Source organism: Bacillus sp. NPDC077027 (genome assembly GCF_050269555.1).
In the GTDB taxonomy this organism is placed as follows: Bacteria; Bacillota; Bacilli; order Bacillales; family Bacillaceae; genus Bacillus.
This window is the reverse complement of the sequence record NZ_JBNNIO010000002.1, coordinates 928,539-952,826: the sequence shown is the minus strand read 5'-3', so window position 1 is coordinate 952,826 and position 24,288 is coordinate 928,539. Positions and strand designations below refer to the sequence as shown.

Annotated in this window: 22 protein-coding genes; 12 read left to right on the top strand and 10 right to left on the bottom strand. The window is 38.5% G+C overall.

Annotation, left to right across the window (positions count from 1 at the left end):
* Positions 1-331: 331 nt before the first annotated feature.
* The 7 genes from gyrA to dnaA form a co-directional block, all read right to left on the bottom strand.
* Positions 332-2,812, bottom strand: coding sequence for a DNA gyrase subunit A (gene gyrA, locus ACQKEZ_RS10355; RefSeq protein WP_427300456.1), 2,481 nt, complete (start codon positions 2,810-2,812; stop codon positions 332-334).
* Between the two features lie 227 nt (positions 2,813-3,039).
* A complete protein-coding gene (gene gyrB, locus ACQKEZ_RS10350; RefSeq protein WP_427300571.1) occupies positions 3,040-4,956 on the bottom strand; it encodes a DNA topoisomerase (ATP-hydrolyzing) subunit B in 1,917 nt (638 codons plus the stop codon).
* A gap of 57 nt (positions 4,957-5,013) precedes the next feature.
* Positions 5,014-5,259 (bottom strand): extracellular matrix regulator RemB, encoded by a 246-nt coding sequence (gene remB / locus ACQKEZ_RS10345; RefSeq protein ID WP_427300454.1) that lies wholly within the window; start codon positions 5,257-5,259, stop codon positions 5,014-5,016.
* Positions 5,260-5,273: 14 nt separating this feature from the next.
* Positions 5,274-6,389, bottom strand: a complete 1,116-nt coding sequence (recF, locus tag ACQKEZ_RS10340) for a DNA replication/repair protein RecF (protein WP_427300452.1) — start codon at positions 6,387-6,389, stop codon at positions 5,274-5,276.
* A gap of 16 nt (positions 6,390-6,405) precedes the next feature.
* Complete coding sequence (gene yaaA / locus ACQKEZ_RS10335) at positions 6,406-6,621, bottom strand: S4 domain-containing protein YaaA (protein WP_427300450.1); 216 nt, start codon at positions 6,619-6,621, stop codon at positions 6,406-6,408.
* A gap of 149 nt (positions 6,622-6,770) precedes the next feature.
* Complete coding sequence (dnaN, locus tag ACQKEZ_RS10330; protein WP_427300448.1) at positions 6,771-7,907, bottom strand: DNA polymerase III subunit beta; 1,137 nt, start codon at positions 7,905-7,907, stop codon at positions 6,771-6,773.
* A gap of 195 nt (positions 7,908-8,102) precedes the next feature.
* Positions 8,103-9,443 carry a chromosomal replication initiator protein DnaA gene (gene dnaA / locus ACQKEZ_RS10325; protein WP_427300446.1) on the bottom strand — a complete coding sequence of 447 codons (1,341 nt, stop codon included), beginning with the start codon at positions 9,441-9,443 and terminating at the stop codon, positions 8,103-8,105.
* 622 nt (positions 9,444-10,065) lie between these two features.
* On the opposite strand from dnaA, the gene rpmH reads away from it, so the two are divergent.
* The 11 genes from rpmH to ACQKEZ_RS10270 all read left to right on the top strand — a co-directional run bounded on the left by rpmH (position 10,066) and on the right by ACQKEZ_RS10270 (position 20,523).
* Positions 10,066-10,200: a 50S ribosomal protein L34 gene (rpmH, locus tag ACQKEZ_RS10320; protein ID WP_003178075.1), complete on the top strand. Its 135-nt coding sequence runs from the start codon at positions 10,066-10,068 to the stop codon at positions 10,198-10,200.
* A 79-nt stretch (positions 10,201-10,279) separates the two neighbouring features.
* A complete protein-coding gene (gene rnpA / locus ACQKEZ_RS10315) occupies positions 10,280-10,639 on the top strand; it encodes a ribonuclease P protein component (RefSeq protein WP_427300443.1) in 360 nt (119 codons plus the stop codon).
* Between the two features lie 163 nt (positions 10,640-10,802).
* Positions 10,803-11,579 (top strand): YidC family membrane integrase SpoIIIJ, encoded by a 777-nt coding sequence (gene spoIIIJ / locus ACQKEZ_RS10310; protein ID WP_427300441.1) that lies wholly within the window; start codon positions 10,803-10,805, stop codon positions 11,577-11,579.
* Positions 11,576-12,199, top strand: coding sequence for an RNA-binding cell elongation regulator Jag/EloR (gene jag / locus ACQKEZ_RS10305; RefSeq protein ID WP_427300439.1), 624 nt, complete (start codon positions 11,576-11,578; stop codon positions 12,197-12,199). Before spoIIIJ ends, jag begins: the two co-directional genes overlap by 4 nt.
* 400 nt (positions 12,200-12,599) lie before the next feature.
* Positions 12,600-13,979, top strand: a complete 1,380-nt coding sequence (mnmE, locus tag ACQKEZ_RS10300) for a tRNA uridine-5-carboxymethylaminomethyl(34) synthesis GTPase MnmE (protein WP_427300437.1) — start codon at positions 12,600-12,602, stop codon at positions 13,977-13,979.
* A 17-nt stretch (positions 13,980-13,996) separates the two neighbouring features.
* Positions 13,997-15,883 carry a tRNA uridine-5-carboxymethylaminomethyl(34) synthesis enzyme MnmG gene (mnmG, locus tag ACQKEZ_RS10295; RefSeq protein WP_427300435.1) on the top strand — a complete coding sequence of 629 codons (1,887 nt, stop codon included), beginning with the start codon at positions 13,997-13,999 and terminating at the stop codon, positions 15,881-15,883.
* A 13-nt stretch (positions 15,884-15,896) separates the two neighbouring features.
* Complete coding sequence (gene rsmG / locus ACQKEZ_RS10290; protein ID WP_427300433.1) at positions 15,897-16,616, top strand: 16S rRNA (guanine(527)-N(7))-methyltransferase RsmG; 720 nt, start codon at positions 15,897-15,899, stop codon at positions 16,614-16,616.
* Positions 16,617-16,721: 105 nt separating this feature from the next.
* On the top strand, positions 16,722-17,606 hold the full coding sequence (gene noc / locus ACQKEZ_RS10285) for a nucleoid occlusion protein (protein ID WP_427300432.1): 885 nt from the start codon (positions 16,722-16,724) through the stop codon (positions 17,604-17,606).
* 141 nt (positions 17,607-17,747) lie between these two features.
* Positions 17,748-18,581, top strand: a complete 834-nt coding sequence (locus tag ACQKEZ_RS10280) for a YiiX/YebB-like N1pC/P60 family cysteine hydrolase (RefSeq protein WP_427300430.1) — start codon at positions 17,748-17,750, stop codon at positions 18,579-18,581.
* Positions 18,582-18,914: 333 nt separating this feature from the next.
* A complete protein-coding gene (gene soj / locus ACQKEZ_RS10275; RefSeq protein WP_427300428.1) occupies positions 18,915-19,676 on the top strand; it encodes a sporulation initiation inhibitor protein Soj in 762 nt (253 codons plus the stop codon).
* A complete protein-coding gene (locus ACQKEZ_RS10270; RefSeq protein WP_427300426.1) occupies positions 19,669-20,523 on the top strand; it encodes a ParB/RepB/Spo0J family partition protein in 855 nt (284 codons plus the stop codon). The genes soj and ACQKEZ_RS10270 overlap by 8 nt, the downstream gene beginning before the upstream one ends.
* Before the next feature lie 24 nt (positions 20,524-20,547).
* On the opposite strand, the gene yyaC is transcribed toward ACQKEZ_RS10270, so the two are convergent.
* A complete protein-coding gene (gene yyaC, locus ACQKEZ_RS10265; protein ID WP_427300424.1) occupies positions 20,548-21,174 on the bottom strand; it encodes a spore protease YyaC in 627 nt (208 codons plus the stop codon).
* A 75-nt stretch (positions 21,175-21,249) separates the two neighbouring features.
* Between yyaC and ACQKEZ_RS10260 the strand changes: the two genes are divergently transcribed.
* A complete protein-coding gene (locus tag ACQKEZ_RS10260) occupies positions 21,250-22,275 on the top strand; it encodes a YkvI family membrane protein (protein ID WP_427300569.1) in 1,026 nt (341 codons plus the stop codon).
* A 49-nt stretch (positions 22,276-22,324) separates the two neighbouring features.
* Here ACQKEZ_RS10260 and ACQKEZ_RS10255 read toward each other — a convergent pair whose 3' ends face one another.
* Together ACQKEZ_RS10255 and ACQKEZ_RS10250 are read right to left on the bottom strand one after the other, a co-directional pair.
* The gene (locus ACQKEZ_RS10255; protein ID WP_427300423.1) at positions 22,325-22,735 is read right to left on the bottom strand and encodes a hypothetical protein; all 411 of its coding nucleotides are present in this window, start codon (positions 22,733-22,735) and stop codon (positions 22,325-22,327) included.
* Positions 22,736-22,752: 17 nt separating this feature from the next.
* The gene (locus tag ACQKEZ_RS10250) at positions 22,753-24,075 is read right to left on the bottom strand and encodes a hydrolase (RefSeq protein ID WP_427300421.1); all 1,323 of its coding nucleotides are present in this window, start codon (positions 24,073-24,075) and stop codon (positions 22,753-22,755) included.
* Between the last annotated feature and the right edge of the window lie 213 nt (positions 24,076-24,288).

Below are 24,288 nucleotides of genomic sequence, written 5' to 3'. Positions count from 1 at the left end.
GTCAGCTTGACTGACTACCTATGATGCGAATCATAGGATTTTTTTATTAAAACTCGAATTAACAGGTACGTTTTGTCTTGTTTAGTTTTCAAAGAACTTGTTTGCCACTCTCTTAAAGCGACCACTTAAATATATCATGTCTCTCTATCAATAGTCAACATATTTTTATATTTTTTTTGATTTTCTTGAGAAACAAAGAGTATAAAACAGAGCTGTTTTTTGCTCCTTTGAAAGATTATCATATCTCTATTAAAAATGCATTATAAATTTCAAAAAAACCATTATTTTTTTAAAAAATAAAGCCGCCCTGTTACGGCGGCTTTATTTCTCATCAAGATTCTTGGTCTTCTTCTAAATGCTCTTCAATATTTTCTTCTTCTGACTGTTCAACTAATGCAACAGTTGCTACATGCTCATCTTCCCCTAAACGGATGAGACGGACACCTTGTGTAACACGTCCTGTAGTCGAAATATCTGCAACTGCCATTCGAATGATAACACCGCTTCCGGTAATAATCATTAAATCTTCTTCAGCATCAGAGTTTGTTGCCTTTACTGTCACAAGCTGACCGTTGTTTTCAGTGATTTTACATGTTTTTAGACCTTTACCGCCTCGGGTTTGAACTCTATATTCTTTTTCTGGCGTTAATTTGCCGTAGCCTTTTTCAGTCACAATTAAAACATGTGAATCTGGCTCAAGGATTTCCATTCCAACGACAATGTCGTCTTCAGCTAGTGTAATTCCTTTTACCCCTGCTGCTGTACGTCCCATTTCACGAACATCTGTCTCTAGGAAACGAATCAGCATGCCTTTTTTCGTACCAATGATGATCTGCTTTTCGCCATTAGTCAATCGAACTGACATTAATTCATCTTCATCACGAAGGCCAAGTGCTATTAAGCCATTGTTTCGAATATTAGCGAAGTGAGAGAGCGCTGTTCGTTTTGAAACACCATGCCTAGTTGTGAAGAATAGGTAGGAATCTTCATCAAATTCGCTAACAGGGATAATGGCATTAATCCATTCTCCTTTTTCTACTTCAAGGAGGTTAATAATCGGGATTCCCTTAGCAGTTCGTCCGAACTCTGGTATCTCATAACCTTTTGCACGATAGACTTTCCCTTTATTGGAGAAAAAGAGAATTGTATCATGAGTCGAAGTAGAAATGAGCTGTTCAACAAAGTCGTCTTCGTTTGTACCCATTCCTTGTACCCCTTTACCGCCTCTTTTTTGACTGCGGTATGTGGAGGAAGGAAGTCGTTTAATATAACCATTATGGGTCAACGTAATAACGATATTTTCAACAGGTATCAAGTCCTCATCTTCAATCGTTTCGATACCCGCCGTGACGATTTCAGTTCTACGTGTATCATTGAACCGTTCTTTGATCTCTGTTAATTCTTCTCTAATAATTTCAAGTACTTTCTCATTATTAGCTAAGATGTTTTTCAGCTCATCAATAAGTGCCACAAGTCCTTTGTACTCTTCTTCAATTTTTTCTCTTTCTAAACCTGTTAGGCGTTGGAGACGCATATCTAAAATGGCTTGTGCTTGTTTTTCGGACAAGCTATAGTTTTCCATCAAACCATTTCTAGCAATTTCAGCTGTTTGAGAATTTCTAATTAAAGAGATGACTTCATCAAGATGATCAAGTGCAATTCTTAAACCTTCTAAAATGTGTGCCCTTGCTTCTGCTTTACGAAGTTCGTATGCCGTTCTACGTCTAATAATAACTTTTTGGTGTTCAAGATAATACTCTAGACATTGTTTAAGTGACAAGACCTTTGGCTGGCCATCTACCAATGCCAATAAGTTGATACCAAAAGAGGTTTGAAGCGTTGTTTGTTTATAAAGATTGTTTAATAGAACGTGAACGTTGGCATCTCTTCTAAGTTCAATAACAATTCTCATTCCATTACGATCTGATTCATCACGAAGATCTGTTATGCCATCAATCTTCTTGTCACGGACCAGGTCTGCGATTTTCTCAATAAGGCGTGCCTTATTAACTTGGTATGGAAGTTCATTCACGATAATCCGTTGTTTGCCCGATGAAGTTTCCTCAATTGTTGATTTTGCTCGTAACGTAATAGAGCCTCGGCCCGTTTCATAAGCCTTACGTATACCGCTTCGGCCAATAATTTGACCAGCTGTTGGAAAGTCTGGTCCTGGGATGATTTCCATCAAATCTTGTGTTGTCAGCTCCGGATCCTCACTGATAGCCAAAACGCCATCAATGACTTCACCAAGTTGGTGAGGCGGAATGTTTGTCGCCATTCCAACTGCGATCCCTGTTGCACCATTGACTAATAGGTTAGGAAATCTTGCAGGCATGACAACAGGTTCTCTTTCACTACCATCATAGTTATCTTGATAGTCAATCGTATCCTTTGTGATATCACGCAGGATTTCCATAGAAATTTTAGAAAGGCGTGCCTCAGTATAACGCATTGCTGCGGCGCCATCTCCATCTACAGATCCAAAGTTCCCATGTCCTTCAACTAGCATATTACGATAGTTGAAATCTTGCGCCATCCGAACCATCGCTTCGTATACTGCACTATCACCATGTGGATGGTATTTACCAATAACTTCGCCGACGATACGCGCAGATTTCTTAAATGGCTTATCGCTTGTCATACCTAGGTCATTCATGGCATACAAAATTCTTCGATGCACTGGTTTTAAACCATCTCGCACATCCGGTAGAGCACGCGAAACAATAACACTCATCGCATAGTCTAAAAAGGATGTACGCATTTCCTGACTGATATTCACTTCACGTACATTTGGTGTATGTTGTTCACTCACTATAAGAACCTCCCTTTACGTATCACATGAAATAAATTATGTGGGAGTAAAATATGTATTTATATTCACAAGACTATTCTCCATTATATCAATAATCTTGTTTTTATACACATCAATTTACTAGAAAATCGGCGAAACGTTGAAAACCTTAGAATTTAGATTCGAGTCATTGATTCTTGAAAAACAACCTTATTCCCAAACATAGAAATAAGGTTGTTGTTGCATCTCTAAATATCTAGATTTTTGACGTATTGAGCATTTTCTTCGATAAAGTTTCGACGTGGTTCTACTTTATCTCCCATTAACATTTCAAATGTTTCATCAGCATCTATTGCATCTTCAAGTTTTACCTGAAGAAGTGTTCTTGCATCAGGATCCATTGTCGTTTCCCAAAGCTGCGTAGCATTCATCTCTCCAAGACCTTTATAGCGCTGAAGTCCCGGTTTTGGGGATTGTGGCAAGGATTTCAGAAGCACATCAAGCTGTTTGTCGTTATACACATACTCAACGCGTTTACCTTGCTGTACTTTATATAATGGTGGCTGCGCAATATAGATATAGCCATTTTCAATGATTTGACGCATGTAGCGATAAAAGAATGTTAACAGCAATGTCCGAATATGCGCTCCATCGACATCGGCATCTGTCATAATTACAACTTTGTGATAGCGTGCTTTCTCTAAATTGAAGTCTTCTCCGATTCCTGTGCCAAGTGCAGTAATCATGGAACGAACCTCGTTATTAGATAAAATTTTATCAAGTCTTGATTTTTCAACGTTCAAAATCTTCCCTCTTAGCGGTAAAATGGCTTGGAAGTGACGGTCACGCCCCTGCTTAGCCGATCCCCCCGCAGAGTCCCCCTCCACAATATAAAGCTCTGATATTGAAGGGTCTTTTGATGAACAGTCTGCAAGTTTTCCAGGTAAGCTCGACACTTCAAGCGCACTTTTTCGTCTTGTGAGCTCTCGTGCTTTCTTCGCAGCGAGTCTTGCACGTGCTGCCATCAACCCTTTTTCAACGATTTTCTTTGCGGAATCTGGGTTTTCTAATAGGAATTTTTCAAGTGCTTCAGAGAATAGTGCGTCTGTAATGGTTCGTGCTTCTGAGTTTCCGAGCTTTGTTTTCGTTTGCCCTTCAAATTGAGGATTCGGATGCTTAATAGAAATAATAGCTGTTAATCCTTCACGAACATCTTCACCGCTCAAGTTGGAATCTCCATCTTTGAACACACCATTTTTACGAGCGTAGTCATTAATTACACGAGTAAGGCCTGTTTTAAAGCCTGCTTCATGCGCACCGCCCTCATAGGTATTAATGTTGTTGGCGAAAGAGTAGATGTTGCTTGAATAGGAATCATTGTATTGAAGTGCCACTTCAACCGTAATCCCGTCCTTCTCACCCTCGATATAAACAGGTTCTTCATGAACAACCTCTTTAGATCGATTCAAGTGTTCGACATAACTTTTAATACCACCCTCGTAGCAGTATTCATTCTTTCGCTCTTTGCCCTCACGAAGGTCTTCGATCATAATTCTGACGCCTTTTGTCAAGAAGGCTAGCTCACGTAAACGATTGGCAAGTGTATCGTAATCATACTCTAAAGTTTCTGTGAAAATTTCAGGATCAGGAATAAAATGAGTGGTTGTACCTGAGACATCTGTTTCTCCAATGATTTTAAGATCAGCAACAGGAGCACCTTGTTTAAACTGTTGATAGTGAACCTTGCCATCACGATAGACCGTCACATCTAGACTAGTAGATAAAGCATTAACAACAGATGCACCTACACCATGTAGCCCACCAGATACTTTATAACCACTGCCATCAAATTTCCCGCCGGCATGAAGGACTGTCATAATGACTTCAACTGCTGGACGACCCATCTTTTCATGAATTCCAACTGGAATCCCACGACCGTTGTCTTTCACTGTGATGCTGTTGTCTTTTTCAATTTGCACAATAATGTCAGTACAATGTCCTGCTAATGCCTCATCAATACTGTTGTCGACAATTTCCCATACAAGATGATGGAGTCCTTTGGTACTGGTTGTCCCAATGTACATTCCTGGACGTTTTCTTACAGCTTCAAGACCTTCAAGCACCTGTATCTGATTTTCATCATAACTATTATTTTGCTGTTCCATTGCCACGTACATTCACCTACACTTTTCTTAAACGATATATTTATATGAATTGAGCTTTTAGACATCAATTTCAATCACAAACGAAGCACGTTTTTTCAGCGTGCTTGATGAGAGAGGAGAGTAATAAATTGATTTAGTTGTGACAACAATAGACTTTGGAGTCCCATGTGATAACGAAATGAGATGACTCTTTTGTTTTTGCAGAAATTCTTCTACGACAGAAGATGTTTTCATTTTGTAATCTACAATTGCGACAATCTCCCGCGTCGACACAACACAATCATCACCTAAATGAATATACAAGACTCACACCTCATTTATCGGTCAATTACTTTTCCATTGGCTACTCTGAAAATTTCCGCTTCTTTCAGTGTGGCATGGTCAATACCTTCAACACTTGTTGTCGTGACAAAGGTTTGTACACGTCCCTGAATCGTATGAAGCAAATGAGACTGTCTGTAATCATCAAGTTCAGATAATACATCATCCAGTAGAAGGATCGGATATTCTCCTATTTCTTCATGAATCAAATCAATTTCTGCAAGTTTTAGTGAGAGAGCTGTTGTTCTTTGTTGTCCTTGAGAGCCATATGTTTGAACATCTCTACCATTCACAAAGAAAAGGAGATCATCTCGATGAGGTCCCCATAAAGTGACACCTCTGTCTATTTCTCTTTCTCTGAGTTTAAAAAACGATTCTTCGTAGCTATCTTTTATTTTCGACAAGTCTGACGCTTCTGATACCTCAATAGCTGTATGGTATTTGAGCGTTAAGGTTTCTAGCTCTCTTGAAATTCCAAAATGAAGAGGCTGAGCCCATTTTTCGAGCTGTTTCGTGAAGATAAGGCGCTTTCGCACAACCTTCGCTGCCGCGTCAATGAGTTGCTCTGTTAAAACCTCTAGCATTGCTTGATCCTTTTGCTTCCTTGTTTGCAATTGTTTCAAGTAATGATTTCGCTGAGATAGAATTTTTTGATAAAGCGATAAATCATGTAGATATACAGCAGAGACTTGTCCGATCTCCATATCAAGAAACCTTCTTCTGATCTGAGGACTCCCTTTCACAAGGCTCAAATCCTCAGGCGCAAACATAATTGTGTTAAGCGCACCTACATAATGACTGAGCTTCTGCTGCTCAATATGATTGACCTTACCCTTTTTCCCTCTTTTAGAGATCACGAGTTGCATTGGGAGTGGTCCGTTTTTCTTTATGACTCTACCTTCTATTTTAGCATAGTCTTGGTCCCATCGGATAAGTTCTTTATCATTTGACGTGCGATGGGACTTTGCCATCGACAATACATAGATGGCCTCCATTAAATTTGTTTTTCCCTGTGCGTTCTCACCTATCATGACATTCACTTTATTCTCAAATTGAAGCTCAGTGTGTTCATAGTTGCGGTATGAAGTTAACGCCAGACTTTGAATGTACATGTAGTGTCACCCGTTTCTAATTCACGACTTGAAAAGAACCAATTCCTTCAATCGTGACCACATCTCCAGGGTAAAGCTTACGTCCCCGTCTATTATCTGGCTCTTGATTAATAAGAACCTCGTGTTCACTTAAGAACCATTTCGCCATGCCGCCAGATTGAATCACATCAGCTAATTTCAAAAACTGTCCCAATGTGATCATTTCCGTTTCAATGGTAACAGGATTAGACATTTTATCGACCTCTTTCAATATCACTAATATCTAATTGTACTAAAAAACAAGACAAGAAGGAAAGGGGAAAGCAAATTGGGTCAAAAGAAAGTATAAATAAAAGAGAAGAAAAGCCGCTATGTGTCCACACAGCAGCTGTTTGTCATCAGTTAGTACGTTCTCACTGGGAGAATAAGTTGAATGATTGAATCATCATTTGGCGTACGAATAAGGAATGGTCTCATCGCACCTGTAAAGCTGACGTGAATTTCAGTTCCCTCTAATACTTTTAAGGCATCTAGCATATATTTCGGGCTAAAGGAGATTTTTAAATCTTCACCCTTAATTTCATCTGCTTGAACCGTTTCGACAACTTTACCAACCTCTGGTGAATTTGAAGAAATCTCAATACTTTGTTCAGGATCAGCAGAAAGCTTAACGACATTATTACGTCCCTCTCTTGCTAAAAGTGAAGCTCGATCAATCGCTTGTAAGAACTCTTTTGTATTCACAACAAGGTCTGTTTTGCTTTCTTGAGGAATCAAACGAGCTGTATCTGGATAATTCCCATCTAGCAGTCGTGAGAAAAACAAGACGTTTTTCGTTTTAAACAAAACTTGTGTCTCAGTGATCACAATATCAACTAAGTCTTGACCATCATCCAATATTTTACTCAACTCAGTTAAACTTTTCCCTGGAATGACAACATTGTATGAGCTTTCCTCGTTGATATCTAATTTCGCTTTTCTTAATGCCAGACGATGACTATCCGTCGCAATGCATATTAATTCACCTTTTTCCACCTTCCAGTTTACACCTGTCAAGATAGGGCGTGTTTCTGAGGTGGACACCGCGAAAACAGTTTGGCGAATCAAGTTTTTAAATAGGTCTGTTGGGATCTGAAAAGCGTGATGTTCCTCTATTTGTGGAAGATGTGGGTACTCTTCTGCATCTAGTCCATTTAAGTTAAATTCAGCAGATCCTGAACGTATGATAGTTGAATAATTTTGTTCAACTTCAATTTCTACTGTCGACATTGGTAGCTTTTTGACGATTTCGCTAAAGAAACGAGCCTGAAGCACAATACTTCCGGGGCGATCAATCGTAATAATTTCTAAATCTCCTTCTGTTTTAGAGATAAAGGATTCAATAGAAATATCAGAATCGCTCCCTGTAAAAGAAACCCCTTCGTCTGAAGCAACAATTTTAATCCCTGTAAGAATTGGAATTGTTGTTCTAGATGACACTGCTTTTAATACATCCTGGACACTTTCGACTAGACGATCTTTTTGAATCGTGAATTTCATAATGGTCCTCCTAAATATCTTAGTGAAGCTGATATATATTTAATTAATAAAAATAGTAGAAGTACTAGTAGGGCTTGTGGATATGTGGATAAGTGGTGAAAAAGAAAGGAAAGACAGCCTATCCACATGTGGACAGACTGTGTATGATCTAGCTGCAGTTATTCACATTATCCCATACTAACCGTATCAGCTTATTTATTTCAATTGTTCTTTGATCTCTTTGACATGTTGTTGAAGTTGCTCATCTTCAACAATCAACCTAGATATTTTCTCATGAGCGTGAATAACAGTAGTGTGATCACGTCCACCAAATTCTTCGCCTATTTTTGGGAGAGATGAGTCTGTCATTTCTCTAGAGAGATACATCGCAATTTGTCTAGGGTATGCAACGGATTTTGTACGTTTTTTTGCTTTGAAGTCTTCTAGTTTGATATTAAATTGTTGGCCTACAATTCTTTGAATTTCTTTTATTGTAATGACCCTTGGTTTTGAAGATGGGATGATATCTTTTAATGCTTCTGCTGCTAAATCAGCATTAATGTCTTTATTAATTAAAGACGAGTAAGCGACAACACGAATCAAGGCTCCTTCTAGCTCTCTGATGTTGCTATCAATTTGATTCGCTATGTAAAGCATGACCTCATTCGGAATATCAAGTCCTTCAGCTTTTGCTTTTTTGCGAAGAATGGCAATCCTTGTTTCTAAATCTGGTGGTGTAATATCTGTAATTAGACCCCATTCAAAGCGGGAGCGTAATCTGTCTTCAAGTGTCGGTATTTCTTTAGGTGGACGATCACTAGAAATAACGATTTGTTTACTTTCTTCATGAAGTGTGTTGAATGTATGGAAAAACTCTTCTTGAGTTTGTTCTTTTCCTGCTAAAAATTGAATATCATCTATCAAAAGCACGTCTACACTCCGATAGCGATTGCGGAAATCGACTGCTTTATTGTCTCGAATTGAGTTAATAAATTCATTTGTGAATTTTTCAGATGAAAGATAGACCACTTTAGCAGACGGATTATGGTCAATGACGTAATGACCGATAGCATGCATTAAGTGGGTTTTTCCTAAACCTACTCCCCCATATATAAAGAGCGGATTGTACGCTTTCGCGGGTGCTTCAGCGACTGCCAGTGAAGCAGCATGTGCAAAGCGGTTCCCTGAACCAATAACAAACGTATCAAAAGTATATTTTGGATTCAGCATGTTTTGTGGAATATCAACGGGTTCATCTTTAGACATTTTTTTGATAGGAGATTTTGGCATTGCTTCCTCTTCATCTTGATTTTGAGGAATAATGAATTTAATACTAAGTTCTTCACCGGTTAGTTCATAGATGGTATCTGCGATTAAGTGGAGATACCTTGATTCTAGCCAGTCTCTAGCAAATTCATTAGGTGCGGTAATCGTAAGCGTATCTCCTTGAAGAGAATGGGCTTTTGTCGATTTCATCCATGTTTCATAGCTAGGCTTGCTTAATTTTGTTTCTATTTTTAGAAGTGCTTTGTTCCACAGATCCAAAATATTTTCCATGAGACCTCTCTCCCCTCCTTTTCTCGTTAAAATGGCTAGCACCAATCTGTTATAGAACACGAAAAAGAACAAATGGTTATTACCATTCGTGCACAATATTTGTTGAAAAGATTTAATATAGTAGAAAAACGTCTTTTCGACAAATTACACAAGCTGTGGATAAAAAAATCAACAGGCTGTGCAAAATCTTTCCACAGGATATCCACAGATTGTGGATAAGATAAATGATGCTGATAAGTAATTAAGAGTTAAAACACAAATATAATATCAAAATAAACGAGATGGTGCAATGGGTGCCGGAAACTTATCCACACACTTTACATGTTGTTGAAAATTAATTATCCACATACGTTATTTGTGTGAAAAGGTTGTCGATAAAGGATGTGGATAGTCTAAATATGCTGAAAAAGTATCCACAAGCAGTTTTTTGAATCATTTTCTGAGGAGAAAAGAGGTTAAAATATTTGAATCTAAAAAAAGAAGGTTTCTTCATCGAGCAAATTGTGTTATGCTTATCAGGTTGATAATAAGAGAAGTATCGTTGATGTTGACAATCAATGGGTTCACAAATATAATGAGTTAGACTGTCTTTAACAGCTATTCCTCGAGGGAGGTGTCATAAATGAAAAGAACGTTTCAACCAAATAACCGTAAGCGTAGTAAAGTTCATGGCTTCCGCAGCCGTATGAGTTCTAAAAACGGACGTCTAGTTTTAGCACGACGCCGTCGTAAGGGAAGAAAAGTATTATCAGCTTAGGCCACTGAATAATGTCAGTGGTCTTTTTTACATAAGATCGTAAAAAGAACTGTCAGTTTTTATCGGAGTGGAAGAATAAATGAAGAAGCGAAACAGGCTAAAGAAAAATGAAGATTTTCAAAAAGTGTTTAATAAAGGTCAATCAATGGCGAATCGCCAATTTGTCATGTATCAACTTGATCAGACTGATCAATCTGAACTCCGTTTAGGGTTATCTGTTAGCAAGAAGATTGGAAATGCTGTTACCAGAAATCGAATTAAGCGTCTCATTCGCCAGGTCTTTTTAGAAGAAGGTCATAAGTTAAAGCAGGAGAAAGACTATATTGTGATTGCTAGAAAACCAGCGAGTGAAATGACCTTTGAGGAAACAAAGAAGTCTCTCCAACATTTATTTAGAAAATCCGCTGCTTATAAACAACAACCTAAAAAGTCTTCGTAATAGAAACTTAGTTGATGCTATTTTTAAAAGCGCTTCCTTCATTTAGTGAATTAAAATGAAAACACCACTTTGTGATTAAAAAATGTTACCATACTGATTAGGTAAGTTTTTTTGAAAATCAATTCCAACTAAAATAAAGTTTGAAGTAATGGGAGGAATCTTGTTGAAAAGGCGATTATTACTGATCTTTAGTTTGATCGGTGTGTTGGTTTTATTAGCTGGATGTACACAAATCAATGAACCGATCACATCAGAAAGTAAAGGGTTTTGGAATTCTTATATTGTCTATCCATTATCACAATTAATAACGTATATGGCGGAATTGACTGGCGAAAACTACGGTGTTGCGATTATCATTGTAACTATTTTAATTCGTTTGCTCATTCTCCCACTAATGATTAAACAATTAAGAAGTACAAAAGCGATGCAGGCACTGCAACCTGAATTAAAAAAACTGCGTGAGAAATACAGCTCTAAAGACCAAAAGACACAGCAACAGCTTCAACAGGAAACAATGGCAATTTTTCAAAAGAATGGTGTTAATCCACTAGCAGGTTGTTTTCCAATTGTGATTCAAATGCCAATCTTAATTGGATTCTATCATGCGATTATGAGAACTGCTGAAATTAAGAAGCACACATTTTTATGGTTTGACCTTGGAAGTCCAGATCCATTATTTCTATTGCCGATTATTGCAGGTGTTGCCACTTTCATTCAGCAAAAACTAATGATGGCTGGAAACCCGTCTGATAATCCGCAAATGGCTATTATGCTCTGGGTGATGCCGATCATGATTATTGTCTTTGCAATTAGTTTCCCAGCGGCTCTTTCACTATATTGGGTTGTTGGAAACCTCTTCATGATCATTCAAACATTACTAATTAGAACCCCGCAGGTTCAAGTTGAAACAAAAGAAAAAGCGGACGGTAAGAAAAAATGAAGGAAATAACTGCTGTCGGTCGCACAATCGAAGAAGCAGTAGATTCCGGACTTAGACAAATAAATTTACCAAAAAATGATGTAGAAATCACCATCTTAGACGAAGGAAAAAAAGGGTTCTTGGGATTATTCGGTAAAAGACAAGCTGTTGTAAAAGTAGTAGAAAAGCAGGACGCTTTAAAGCTTGCAACACAATATCTTGAAAAGCTGGTAACAGCAATTGATCCTGAAGCTATTGTCAACGTAGAAAAAAGTGTGAAAAAAATCGCTTTTCATGTGAATGGAGAAAAAACTCCATTGATGATTGGAAAAAGAGGACAGACACTTTATTCATTAGAAACGCTGACACAGCTTGTTTTTAACCGTTATTCAGATCAATATCATCATATTACAATTGATATTGGAGATTATAGGAAAAAACGCCAAGAAGCTCTTGAACAGTATGCAATAAAAACAGCGAATCGAGTACTAAAAACAAGAAGAGAGGTTCATTTGGAACCTATGCCTTCAAATGAAAGAAAATTGGTGCATGACGCAATTACTTCTTTTTCTAAAAAGCTAGGTACTTCCTCGGAAGATACGGGAAATAAACGTCATGTTGTCATCTTTTATAAAAAGTAACAGAAAGACTAAGATTCAGCAAAACTGAATTTTAGTCTTTTTTTGATGAAAAATGATGTTTTATTAGCAGAAGTGTGTATAATTTCCAGTAATTTAGCAGCGTTTTTGTATAAAAAAATGGTTTTATATATTCATCCTAGGTGCGATTGGCGTTTAAATTTATATGGTTTAGGTGTAAGATGTTGAAGAGTAGGAAGAGTTCGTTGTTATTCACATGTGGATAAGTTAAGTGTTAAAATAGATAGCATGCAATCCTGTGGATAATTAGAGGTTGCATACTTTCACTTCTAATTAAATTATGTTATCTTTAAATTTTGGTTAAACGTTTTTAATATTCACATGGATAATATCCATATAGATAAAGGTTAGATATGTTAATAGAGGAAGAGGTGAAGAAGCGTTGGATACAATTGCTGCAATTTCTACACCGATGGGTGAAGGAGCAATTGCCATCATTCGATTGAGTGGTCCTGACGCGGTGCAAATCGCTGATCAATTGTATAAGGGACCAAAGGGAAAAAAGCTTATTTCAGTCGATTCCCACACAATCCATTATGGCCATATTGTTGATCGAAGTACAGATCAAGTGATTGAGGAGGTCATGGTCTCTATATTGAGAGCACCAAAAACATTTACGAGAGAAGATGTTGTTGAAATTAACTGCCATGGCGGAATTGTAACGGTAAATAAAGTGCTTCAGCTTGCTTTAAAAGAGGGAGCAAGATTGGCAGAGCCTGGCGAGTTTACAAAACGTGCTTTCTTAAATGGAAGAATTGATCTATCTCAAGCGGAAGCGGTCATGGACTTAATTAGGGCGAAGACAGACCGTGCAATGAATGTAGCGTTAACCCAAATGGAGGGTCGTCTTTCTGGTTTGATTAAAAGACTGAGGGACGAGATATTAGAAACGTTGGCGCACGTTGAAGTGAACATTGATTATCCAGAGTATGATGATGTGGAAGAAATGACGCATCGAATGCTAGTGGAAAGAGCAAGGTCCGTAAAAAAAGAAATTGAATCAGTCCTTACAACATCGCAGCAAGGGAAAATATTACGTGAAGGTTTGTCGACAGTGATTATTGGACGACCGAACGTTGGTAAATCATCCTTATTAAATAGTCTTGTTCAAGAAACAAAGGCCATTGTGACAGATATTCCTGGAACGACGAGAGATGTCATTGAGGAGTATGTGAATGTTCGAGGTGTGCCACTTCGATTGGTCGATACTGCTGGGATACGTGAGACCGAGGACATTGTTGAGCGTATTGGGGTTGAGCGTTCGAGACAGGTCTTAAAGAAAGCAGACCTGATTCTACTTGTGCTTAATTATAGTGAAGAGTTATCTGATGAGGATGTAAAACTTTTTGAGGCAGTGTCAGGCATGGATGTGATTGTTATTGTCAATAAGACAGACCTTGCGCCTAAGCTTGACCTTGAGAAGGTGAAACAGTTTGCAAAGGATCGTCCTGTCGTCACAACGTCGTTATTGCAAGAGAAAGGCATAGATGAGCTTGAAATTGCCATCCAGTCTCTTTTCTTTACAGGCTCGATTGAGAGCGGTGATTTGACGTATGTGAGTAACACAAGACATATTGCACTTCTTCAAGCTGCTAAACAATCAATAGAAGATGCACTTGAAGGAATTGAAATGGATGTACCGATCGATATTGTTCAAATAGATTTAACACGTTGCTGGGAGCAGCTAGGTGAAATTATTGGGGATGCTGTTCATGAAAGTTTAATTGATCAGTTGTTCTCACAATTCTGTTTAGGAAAGTAAAGGGAGGAAAGAAAGAAATGGGTTATGAAGCTGGCCAATATGATGTCATCGTCATTGGGGCAGGTCATGCTGGTGTTGAAGCTGCTCTTGCTTCTGCAAGACAAGGCGCTAAAACACTGGTATTGACCATTAACCTTGATATGGTTGCTTTTATGCCATGTAATCCGTCTGTAGGTGGTCCTGCTAAAGGGATTGTTGTGAGAGAAATAGATGCACTTGGCGGAGAGATGGCTCGAAATATAGATAAAACACATATTCAAATGCGCATGTTAAATACAGGTAAAGGACCGGCAGTGCGAGCGTTGAGAGCACAGGCAGACAAGTTCCAGTATCAGCATGAGATGAAGAAAACAATGGAGAATGAACCGAATTTAACACTGCTTCAAGGCATGGTTGATCGTTTAATTGTCGAAAATGATGAATGTAAAGGTGTTATGACACAAACTGGTGCGCATTATCGTGCAAAATCTGTTGTTATTACAACAGGTACTTTCTTGAAAGGGCGCATTATTCTAGGTGACCTTTCGTATTCCAGTGGTCCTAATAATCAGCAGCCATCTATTAAACTGTCTGATCATTTAGCGGAGCTTGGATTTGATTTGGTTCGTTTTAAAACTGGAACACCGCCTCGTGTAAACAGTCATTCTATTGACTATAGCAAAACTGAAATTCAGCCAGGCGATGATGTCCCACGCGCTTTTTCTTATGAAACCGTTGAATTTATGACTGATCAGCTACCATGTTGGTTAACTTATACAAGTCTTGAAACACACCAAATTATTGATGAAAATTTGCACCGTTCCCCAATGTATTCAGGTATGATTAAAGGAACTGGACCAAGATATTGTCCATCTATAGAAGATAAAGTGGTTCGTTTTAATGACAAGCCTAGACATCAGATTTTCTTAGAGCCTGAAGGTCGTAATACGCAAGAGGTTTATGTACAAGGCTTATCTACAAGTCTTCCTGAAGATGTACAGCAACGCATGCTGTCGACGATTCCTGGACTTGAGAATGTTCAAATGATGCGTGCTGGTTATGCCATTGAGTATGATGCCATTGTACCGACACAGCTTTGGCCGACACTAGAGACGAAAAAGATTGCAGGGTTATATACTGCAGGTCAAATCAACGGTACCTCTGGGTATGAAGAGGCAGCGGGTCAAGGTATTATGGCCGGAATTAATGCAGGAAGAAAAGCGCTTGGAAGAGAAGAAGTCATTTTAAGTCGTTCTGATGCTTACATTGGTGTTCTAATCGATGACCTTGTTACAAAAGGAACAAGTGAGCCCTATCGTCTTTTGACATCAAGAGCTGAATACCGTTTACTTTTGCGTCATGACAACGCAGACCTTAGATTAACTGAGCTAGGTCATGATATCGGCTTGATATCTGATGAACGATTCCATGCGTTCAAAGAGAAAAAACAAGCAATTGAAGCAGAGAAGAAACGTTTATATTCAGTCTTCATTAAACCTTCAGAAGAAACACAGGCCTACATTCGTTCCCTTGGTGGGAGTGAACTGAAGGATGGGATTCGGGCGAGTGACTTAATGAAACGACCTGAAATGAACTATGATTCAGTTGTTAAATTGGCTCCTTCCGATACTCCGGTGACATCAGATGTAAGTGAACAAGTGGAAATTCAAATTAAGTATGAAGGTTATATTGAAAAATCCCTTCAACAAGTTGAGAAATTGAAAAAGATGGAGAACAAAAAAATCCCTGATCGGATTGATTATGATGCCATTAATGGGATTGCAACCGAAGCGAAACAGAAGTTAAAAGAAGTTCGTCCGCTTTCTGTTGCGCAGGCTTCTCGAATTTCGGGTGTAAATCCTGCTGATATTTCTATTCTCCTAGTGTATTTAGAGCAGGGACGTATTGCGAAGATAGCGGAATAGAAAGGGTGGCGGCATGAACATTGAGCAATTTACAGCAGCATTAAAGGAGAAAGGGATTTCTCTTTCTCCTGAGCAGCTGGAGCAATTTGAAACTTACTTTCATATGCTTGTGGAATGGAACGAGAAAATGAATTTAACATCTATTACCGAAAAGGAAGAAGTGTATTTAAAACATTTTTATGATTCTATTTCGGCAGCATTCTATATTGATTTTAAGAGCGTAAATACAATTTGTGATATTGGTGCTGGTGCAGGTTTCCCAAGCATACCTCTCAAAATTTGTTTTCCACATCTACAAGTTACCATTGTCGATTCGCTTCAGAAACGAATCACATTTTTGCATGAACTTGCGAAGAATTTGAATTTAAAAGATACTACATTTAATCATGATCGAGCGGAGACTTTTGGTCAGCGTAAGGACAAGCGTGAAAGCTACGATCTTGTGACAGCTAGAGCGGTTGCCCGTCTGTCAGTATTAAGTGAGCTGTGTTTGCCGCTTGTGAAGAAACAAGGATTATTTGTGGCGTTAAAAGCTTCTGCTGCGGAGGAAGAAATGCAAGCAGGTAAAAAAGCAGTCACTGTACTTGGTGGGCAGATGATAGAGACACATTCCTTTGTTCTTCCAATGGAGGAGAGCGAACGAAATATCATAGTGATTGAAAAGATAAAGCAAACACCCAAAAAATATCCTAGAAAACCAGGGACACCTAATAAATCACCTATTGAAGGTTGATCATGTAAAAGGTCGGTTTTTCTTCAAAATTTATGATTTTACAGAAGGAAAAAACATGAGAAAATAGAATTATAAAAAGGTAGTTTTTAAAGGTGGTGTAGGTTCATGAAGCATTCACTCTCACGCTTCTTCGGGATTGGCGACAAAGAAAATTCCGAGCGTGAAACCGAAATAGAGGCAGAGATTGCTGATCATGCTGAGCAAGATACATTAAAGGAAGAGATTCAAGAGCTCCCAGTCGACACGATTATGCCTAACCGTTTTCAGCCACGCACCATTTTTTCACAAGAAAAGATACAAGAGCTGGCAACGACGATTCATACACATGGTATTATTCAACCTATTGTCGTCAGACCGACTGAAGAAGAAGGAAAATATGAACTGATCGCCGGTGAAAGACGTTGGAGAGCGGTGCAAACTCTCCAATGGGGAAAAATCCCTGCTATTATAAAAGATTTTACTGATACTGAAACGGCATCTGTTGCATTAATTGAAAATTTACAAAGAGAAGAGTTGTCTGCAATTGAAGAAGCTCATGCTTATGCACGTCTTCTTGAGCTCCATGATTTAACGCAAGAAGCCCTCGCGCAACGTTTAGGAAAAGGCCAGTCTACTGTTGCGAATAAGTTAAGGCTTTTGAAGTTACCTAAAGAGGTTCAGGATGCGATATTAGAGAAGAAAATCTCAGAGCGTCATGCACGAGCTCTTGTACCGTTAAAGCTCCCAGAATGGCAGATTACGCTTTTACAGGAGATTATTGAAAAACATCTGAATGTGAAACAAACTGAAGAGCGTGTCGTAAAAATGCTTGAACAGAAAACAGACCGCAAACCGAAACCAAAGCGCAAAGCATTTAGTAGAGATACGAGAATTGCGATGAATACCATTCGTCAGTCTTTACATATGGTAGAAGATAGCGGACTCAAGATAAATACTGAAGAAGAGGAATTTGAAGAATACATTCAATTGACGATTCGTATTCCTAAATAATATCAAGCTGATGAGATCACTCGTCAGCTTTTTTAGTGTACCAAAAAGTAAATACATAATATTTACTTTTAATAGATTAATTGGTAAAATATGAGTTGGGTTGGTATTTTATTCAATCTATTAAATAGAAAGGGGAATTATATGAGGAGAATGAGAAGTAGTGTTTTTGCTATTATTTTCTTTTTTGTTTTTTCATTTTATCTTTCTCCGAATGAATACACAGCATTTGCTGTAGAAAAAGCGTCTGAGAAATATCCCTCGACTGAAACCATCTCAAAAGAAGAGCTCAAAGCATTAAAGAAGCAAGGAATCGTTGATCAAAATGTGACAACGAAACAATTAAATCAGGAGAATCAGCCGTCTAATGATTCAATTGAGATGGTCACACCTGATGATGAAGATTTAGAGGCCTATGGTTTAACCAAGAGTACTCATGATCAAGTGATAACGGATGAAAAACCCAATTCCATCACAAAGCTTTTGGCTAAGCCGTATCCTGGAACGGATATTATGCCTAAAAAAGGGGATATCCTGATCACAAGTACGGGTGCATTGAATGGTTTAATCGGTCATGCAGGTATCGTGATTAGTCCAAAGACATATGCGACCATTCCGGGCTTTAAACAGCAACCAATCATTTATTCGATCGATAGTTGGTTTCGTATGAGCGCTAACACTAAAGTGATACGTGTCAATGATGAAGAACTTGCAGAAAAGGCAGGGGGATGGGCAGATGATTATGTTCAGACGCATCCCAATGCTCGATATGGTATTACTTTGTCTATTAATTCATTGGACCCTACATATTGTTCCAAAATTGTTTGGCAGGCGTATGCCAAAACGGGTGATGCTGTTGGTAGGGCAAAGTTCACCATAAAGGCACCGTACGGATTTCTTAAAAAGAAAAGCTACAAGACGGTTACACCTAAAGTTATTGTAAGTGAAGGCAATAAAATCGGTGGATTGAATTTTTGAAGAAACCCCTCTCACTCGTTAGAAGTGAGGGGGTTTTTTAGGTGGATTTCATCACGTGTAACTTCCTCGTCTATGCATGTTTGCATCTATTTTTTTCTGAGAAACGCCTCCACATTCTCTATCAATATAATATATCAACATAACAATAATGCTCGATAGAATGCTTCGTTTGGCTGTTTTCTTTTCGTTCACATTTGAAAATGGGGTACTAAAAAACATGGATCTAACGAATTTATAAAGGAAAAACAAAAAAAGCAAACGTTTCTTTCTTTTTTTGATAGAATAGAAGATAAGATAATATGAGAAACTTTTTAGTTGAAAGTAGGTGACATCGTGGGAAAAATCATAGCGGTTACCAATCAGAAGGGTGGCGTTGGGAAAACGACAACTTCTGTTAATTTGGGCGCATGTTTAGCATACATAGGAAAAAGAGTGTTGCTTGTTGATATTGATCCGCAGGGAAATGCCACGAGTGGTATTGGCATTGAGAAGGCCGATGTTGAGAAATGTGTCTACGATATTTTAGTAGACGATGCAGATGTGTTAGATGTCATTAAATCCACAGCGGTTGAAAATCTTGACGTGATTCCTGCGACAATTCAGCTTGCGGGGGCTGAAATTGAACTTGTGCCAACGATTTCGCGCGAGGTAAGGCTGAAAAGAGCCCTTGAGTCTGTTAAACAAAACTATGATTACATGATTATTGATTGTCCGCCTTCATTAGGATTGCTGACGATTAATGCTTTGACAGCTTCAGATTCGGTGTTAATTCCAGTTCAATGTGAGTATTATGCACTTGAAGGGTTAAGCCAATTGTTAAACACAGTGCGTCTTGTACAGAAGCATTTGAATACCGATTTGGCGATTGAAGGGGTTCTCCTCACGATGCTAGATGCCAGAACCAATCTAGGTATTCAGGTCATTGAAGAGGTGAAAAAATATTTTAGGGATAAGGTTTATCAAACGGTCATCCCGAGGAATGTAAGGCTAAGTGAAGCACCGAGCCATGGGAAGCCTATTATTTTATATGATCCGCGTTCGAGAGGTGCAGATGTCTATCTAGACTTAGCAAAGGAAGTGGATGCGAATGGCTAAAGGTCTTGGAAAAGGAATTAATGCACTATTTAACAACGTAGAAACAAATGAAGAAACTGTCGAAGAGTTGAAATTAAAGGATTTGCGACCAAATCCTTATCAACCAAGAAAAACGTTTGACGAAGATGCATTAGCTGATTTAAAGCAATCGATTGAGCAGCATGGTGTTCTACAGCCTATCATCGTGAGAAAATCGATTAAAGGATACGATATTGTTGCAGGAGAACGCCGTTTCCGAGCAGCAGAAAAAGCAGGATTAAATACAATTCCTGCGATTGTGAGGGAATTTTCAGAGGCACTCATGCGGGAGGTAGCTTTGCTTGAAAACTTGCAGCGTGAGGATCTATCGCCATTAGAAGAAGCTCAGGCATATGAATCATTGCTTGATCACCTTGATGTTACACAAGAAGAATTGGCAAAAAAACTTGGTAAAAGCAGACCACACATTGCGAATCATCTGCGCCTTTTGACACTTCCAGAAGAGATCCAAAAGCTGATTGCAGAGGGTACTTTATCTATGGGACATGGTCGAACGTTACTTAGTCTTAAAAACAAGCAAAAGCTAGCACCTTTAGTGAAAAAAATTGTAGATGAAGAGCTGAATGTACGACAAGTTGAAAAGATTGTGCAACAATTGAATGAAAATGTTCCACGTGAAACAAAGAAAAAAGAAGCACCAAAGGATCGTGTTTTAAAAGAAAGGGAGTCCTTCTTGCAAAATTACTTTGGTACTGCAGTAACAATTAAAAAACAAAAGAAAAAAGGGAAAATTGAAATTGAGTTTCTCTCAAATGAAGATTTGGAGCGTATTCTTGAGTTGTTGTCAACGAGAGAGTCGTCGAACTAACCATCTAATTGCTAGATGGTTTTTTTATATTCTCCCAGTCATATTTTGAATGGATGGAAAGATGAATCGGTTCTTTTCAGTTGTTAAGTCAGTCTGATCAATTTCATATAAGCTTTCAGATAGCGTGTTTGCCATTGACATCACAAGGTGAAGACGTGTGTTTTGTAGTACGAAATACTCCATGAATCCACTCACATTTACAATCCCATTTATATGAATGTCGCCTACTTCAGGCAATTCTTTTTGTACGCCAGCACCAGGTTTTAATGGACCATCACCAATTTGGAACGATCCAACGCTTTTGACTCTGCCTAAGCAAGCATCGACTGCAATGATGAATGGACGTTTATGTTCCTGTTCTATTTCTGCTAACTTTTCTTTTAAGTTCACTGCATGAACAGGATCAGAAAGTGTGCCGTATACATGAAGACGTTTCATTTCTAACTGAGACAGTTTTGTTCCAACAAGAGGTCCTAAGGAGTCTCCTGTCGAGCGATCTGTTCCGATGCAAACGATCACAATCGGTTTTTTTCCTGACTTTTCTAAGTGTGATATTAAAATGGTTTTTATCTGCTGAATCGCATTTGTATCCGTATGTGACACGTATTCTTTTACCCTATTTCTAAAAAAAAGACCGTTCTTGCTATTCATAGGTCTCACTTCCTTGTCATAGTAGTTAGTATCAGTATACGGAAACAAGCTTAATTCTATACCTATGAGGTGATGATTGTGTGGAAGGCTGGTTCGAGATGGACGCTTTTAATTTTAGGAAGCTTAATAGGAGCAGGTTATGCTTCCGGTCAAGAAATTTGGCAATTCTTTGGGGTTGAAAGTGGACTGGCCATTCTGTTGTTTACTGTCATGTTTATGCTTTCTACTTATGTGGTGTTGAAAATTAGTTATGAGGTACGAGCCGAGCATTTTGTACCGGTATTGGAGCGGCTTGTTGGCCCCTGGCTAGCAAAAGTGTATGACGTATTAATTGTCCTATATTTATTTACGACAACCACTGTAATGATTGCAGGTGGCGGTGTGACACTTGAAATGTATCGTGTTCCATTTTGGATAGGAATTGCGGTGTTTTGTTTGTGCTCATTCATGATCTTTTTCTGGGATGTGAAAGGATTATTATCTATGAATGCTCTCATTATACCAATTTTAGTGGCGGGACTCATCTATGCGTTTATTTTTTATTATATGAATCATGAGCATATGTGGATGATTGATTTTGGTCAGCAATATAATTGGCCTGCCAGTATTGTCTTTGCCTCATTGAATATATTGTCGGTGGTGGCTGTGCTATCGTCAGTAGGCAAGGAAATGAAGGGACTTGGAGAAGCAAAGATTGCGAGTATTTTGAGTGGGTTAGTGTTCGGTGTCATTTCCTATGTTTATAACGAAATTTTAGTGGATATCTCTGGAGTCTTAGATACAGAGGGCATCCCGTTGTTTACTGTTTTGGAAGGTGCGCCGCCATCCTTATTTTTGTTTATGACGATTGTATTGTGTTTGGCTATTTACACGACGACTGCTGCAGGGTTATTTGGTCTTTCAAGTAGAATGAGTTCCTTTGTACCGCTGCCTCGTTGGGCTACTGTTCTCATTTTGCTTCTCTTAATGGCTCCTTTAACATCTCTTGGTTTTGCGGACTTGATCGCTTTTTTATATCCGATTTACAGTTTGTTGAACCTTTATTTACTTGTTTGTCTGATGCTTTACCCGATTTTGAGCAAAAGAATAATTTCTCGATAAAAAATTATATTAGAAAAATATAATAAGCACACCTCTTCAATAGGTGTGCTTATTTCATACGGATAGAATCGATCGCGTCTTTGATGTCATCGTAAAGCGGCATTCGATTGAGTCGTTGCATTCGTTCTTCTAATTCTAAAATGGCTTGTCCTTTTAGGTGTAGTGTCAAATGCTGTTTTGCAATCGTTGTCTGATTCATCACATCTTCTGTTTTGGAGAGTTGATATTCGAGTCGCTGACGAACCCGTGCTAATTCATCATTGAGTCGCATTCTGAGAAGACGTTTTAAATCTTTTCGCTGTCCTTTTCGTCTCATGGCATTAATCGCCGCAATTTCTTCAGGAGAATAGGATTGCGGGTTTGGTGCCGATTGGTTTTCAAAAATTGACATTGATTTGCGTGAGCTGACGTTTTGTAAGAAGCGCTGTGTGTCACTAGGTGGTTTATTTTGATTGATCAATTGTTTTTCATTCCTTTCTAATGAATCCCTATTTGCGCAGCCATGCGTTTATCTGCTTTTGCGTAGTCATTGCCCATCGTATAGAGATGTCGTGAAAGTGTAGAAAGTTCCTGCCCGTAATCCTTGAGTGTTTGAAGCGCATTGAGCTGTTTATCATGTGAATGAAAAGCGTGATAAGTTTGCTCTTGTCTCAATTCTTCAAGGAGTGAATCGACATCAGCTGCACTTAGTAGATCGTAGTGACCAAAGCCGACGAGACCTTTATGCACCTGTTTGACATGATTGACCGCTGTTTTGACACTTTCATCGATCGAATCAATTTTTTCAAAAATGGAGTGTACTTCATGTTCGATAATTTCTTGTAAATCATATGAAGTGTTTTTTAGTAAATGGGATTTTATCACAATTTCTAATCCCTTTCTCGCGTCTGCTCGTCCAGCATAGATTTCTCCTAATAACATCGAAGTAAAATCAGTATTGTGATCAAGCTGTTCATCTAAAAGACGTGTAGAGCCACTTGGATGAAAGGAGTAGCCATTTACTTTAAGGTCTCCTGATACAAGCGCCAGAAATGTATTTGTGTCGATCGATTCATTCCAATCTATGTTCATGGAAGCAAAAGCGGATTTAAGAAATGTCTCCAACTGTTTGGGATGATAACGTTTTGTTGCGCTAATTGTAGAATTGTCTTTTGGTGGCACTGTATATTTCACATTTCCGATACTGTTAGACGCTCGATTCAGGAGCCCCACGTGATTTGCAGGGTTAATAAATTCTGTTAAAACGTTGGTGAATTCTCCTCTGTTTGCTTTATGCTGAACACTAGGTGGTAAGCTGTTCAGGATATTTGGGCTGTCAAAGGTCACTGCTTTTTTGACCGATGGCTGCTGTGTTGCAATGAATGCACAAACAGCACCGGCAAGCGCTTGTCCAGTGAGTTTAATTGATACCTTCGGATGACTGCTACTAATGTTTTTTACATAGTCATTTCCTTTGAAAAACACGTGATTTTCTTTTCCAGCTAATGTTTTATTTTCAATTGGATAAGAAAGATCGGTTTTTAGTAAGGATTGCGCTGCTGTTTGAACGTCTTGTAGGGATGAGATGGTCGTTCCATTAGGTGTCGGACAGTGAAAAGCAATGATCATTTCATCAGCTTGATCAGATTTCAATGTTAAACCATATAAATCATTCTCTATTTTTAGGAAGTCTTGCACAGTAAGTGTCTGCTGCTGACTGATTTCTATTGTATTGTGATGCTGGTAATTGTCTAAATTGCTGGCTTGATCGGATATGATTTTGTAGTCTTTGTCTGTTAATCTATCCTTTCGATTGACCATAGTACCTGCTCCCTCACATATCATTTATGGAGTTATCATAAATCAAAAAATATCGAAAGACCACACTGATCTACCAATAAAAACCTTTTGACCTACAGTGTTTGTGACAATATTGAAAAGAAAGAGAATTTAAGTAACTATTGGCCACAAATAAAATGATCTAAAAGAAGGGTTTTTTGCTTATAAAAGGTCATTAAGGATAGATTATTGTCA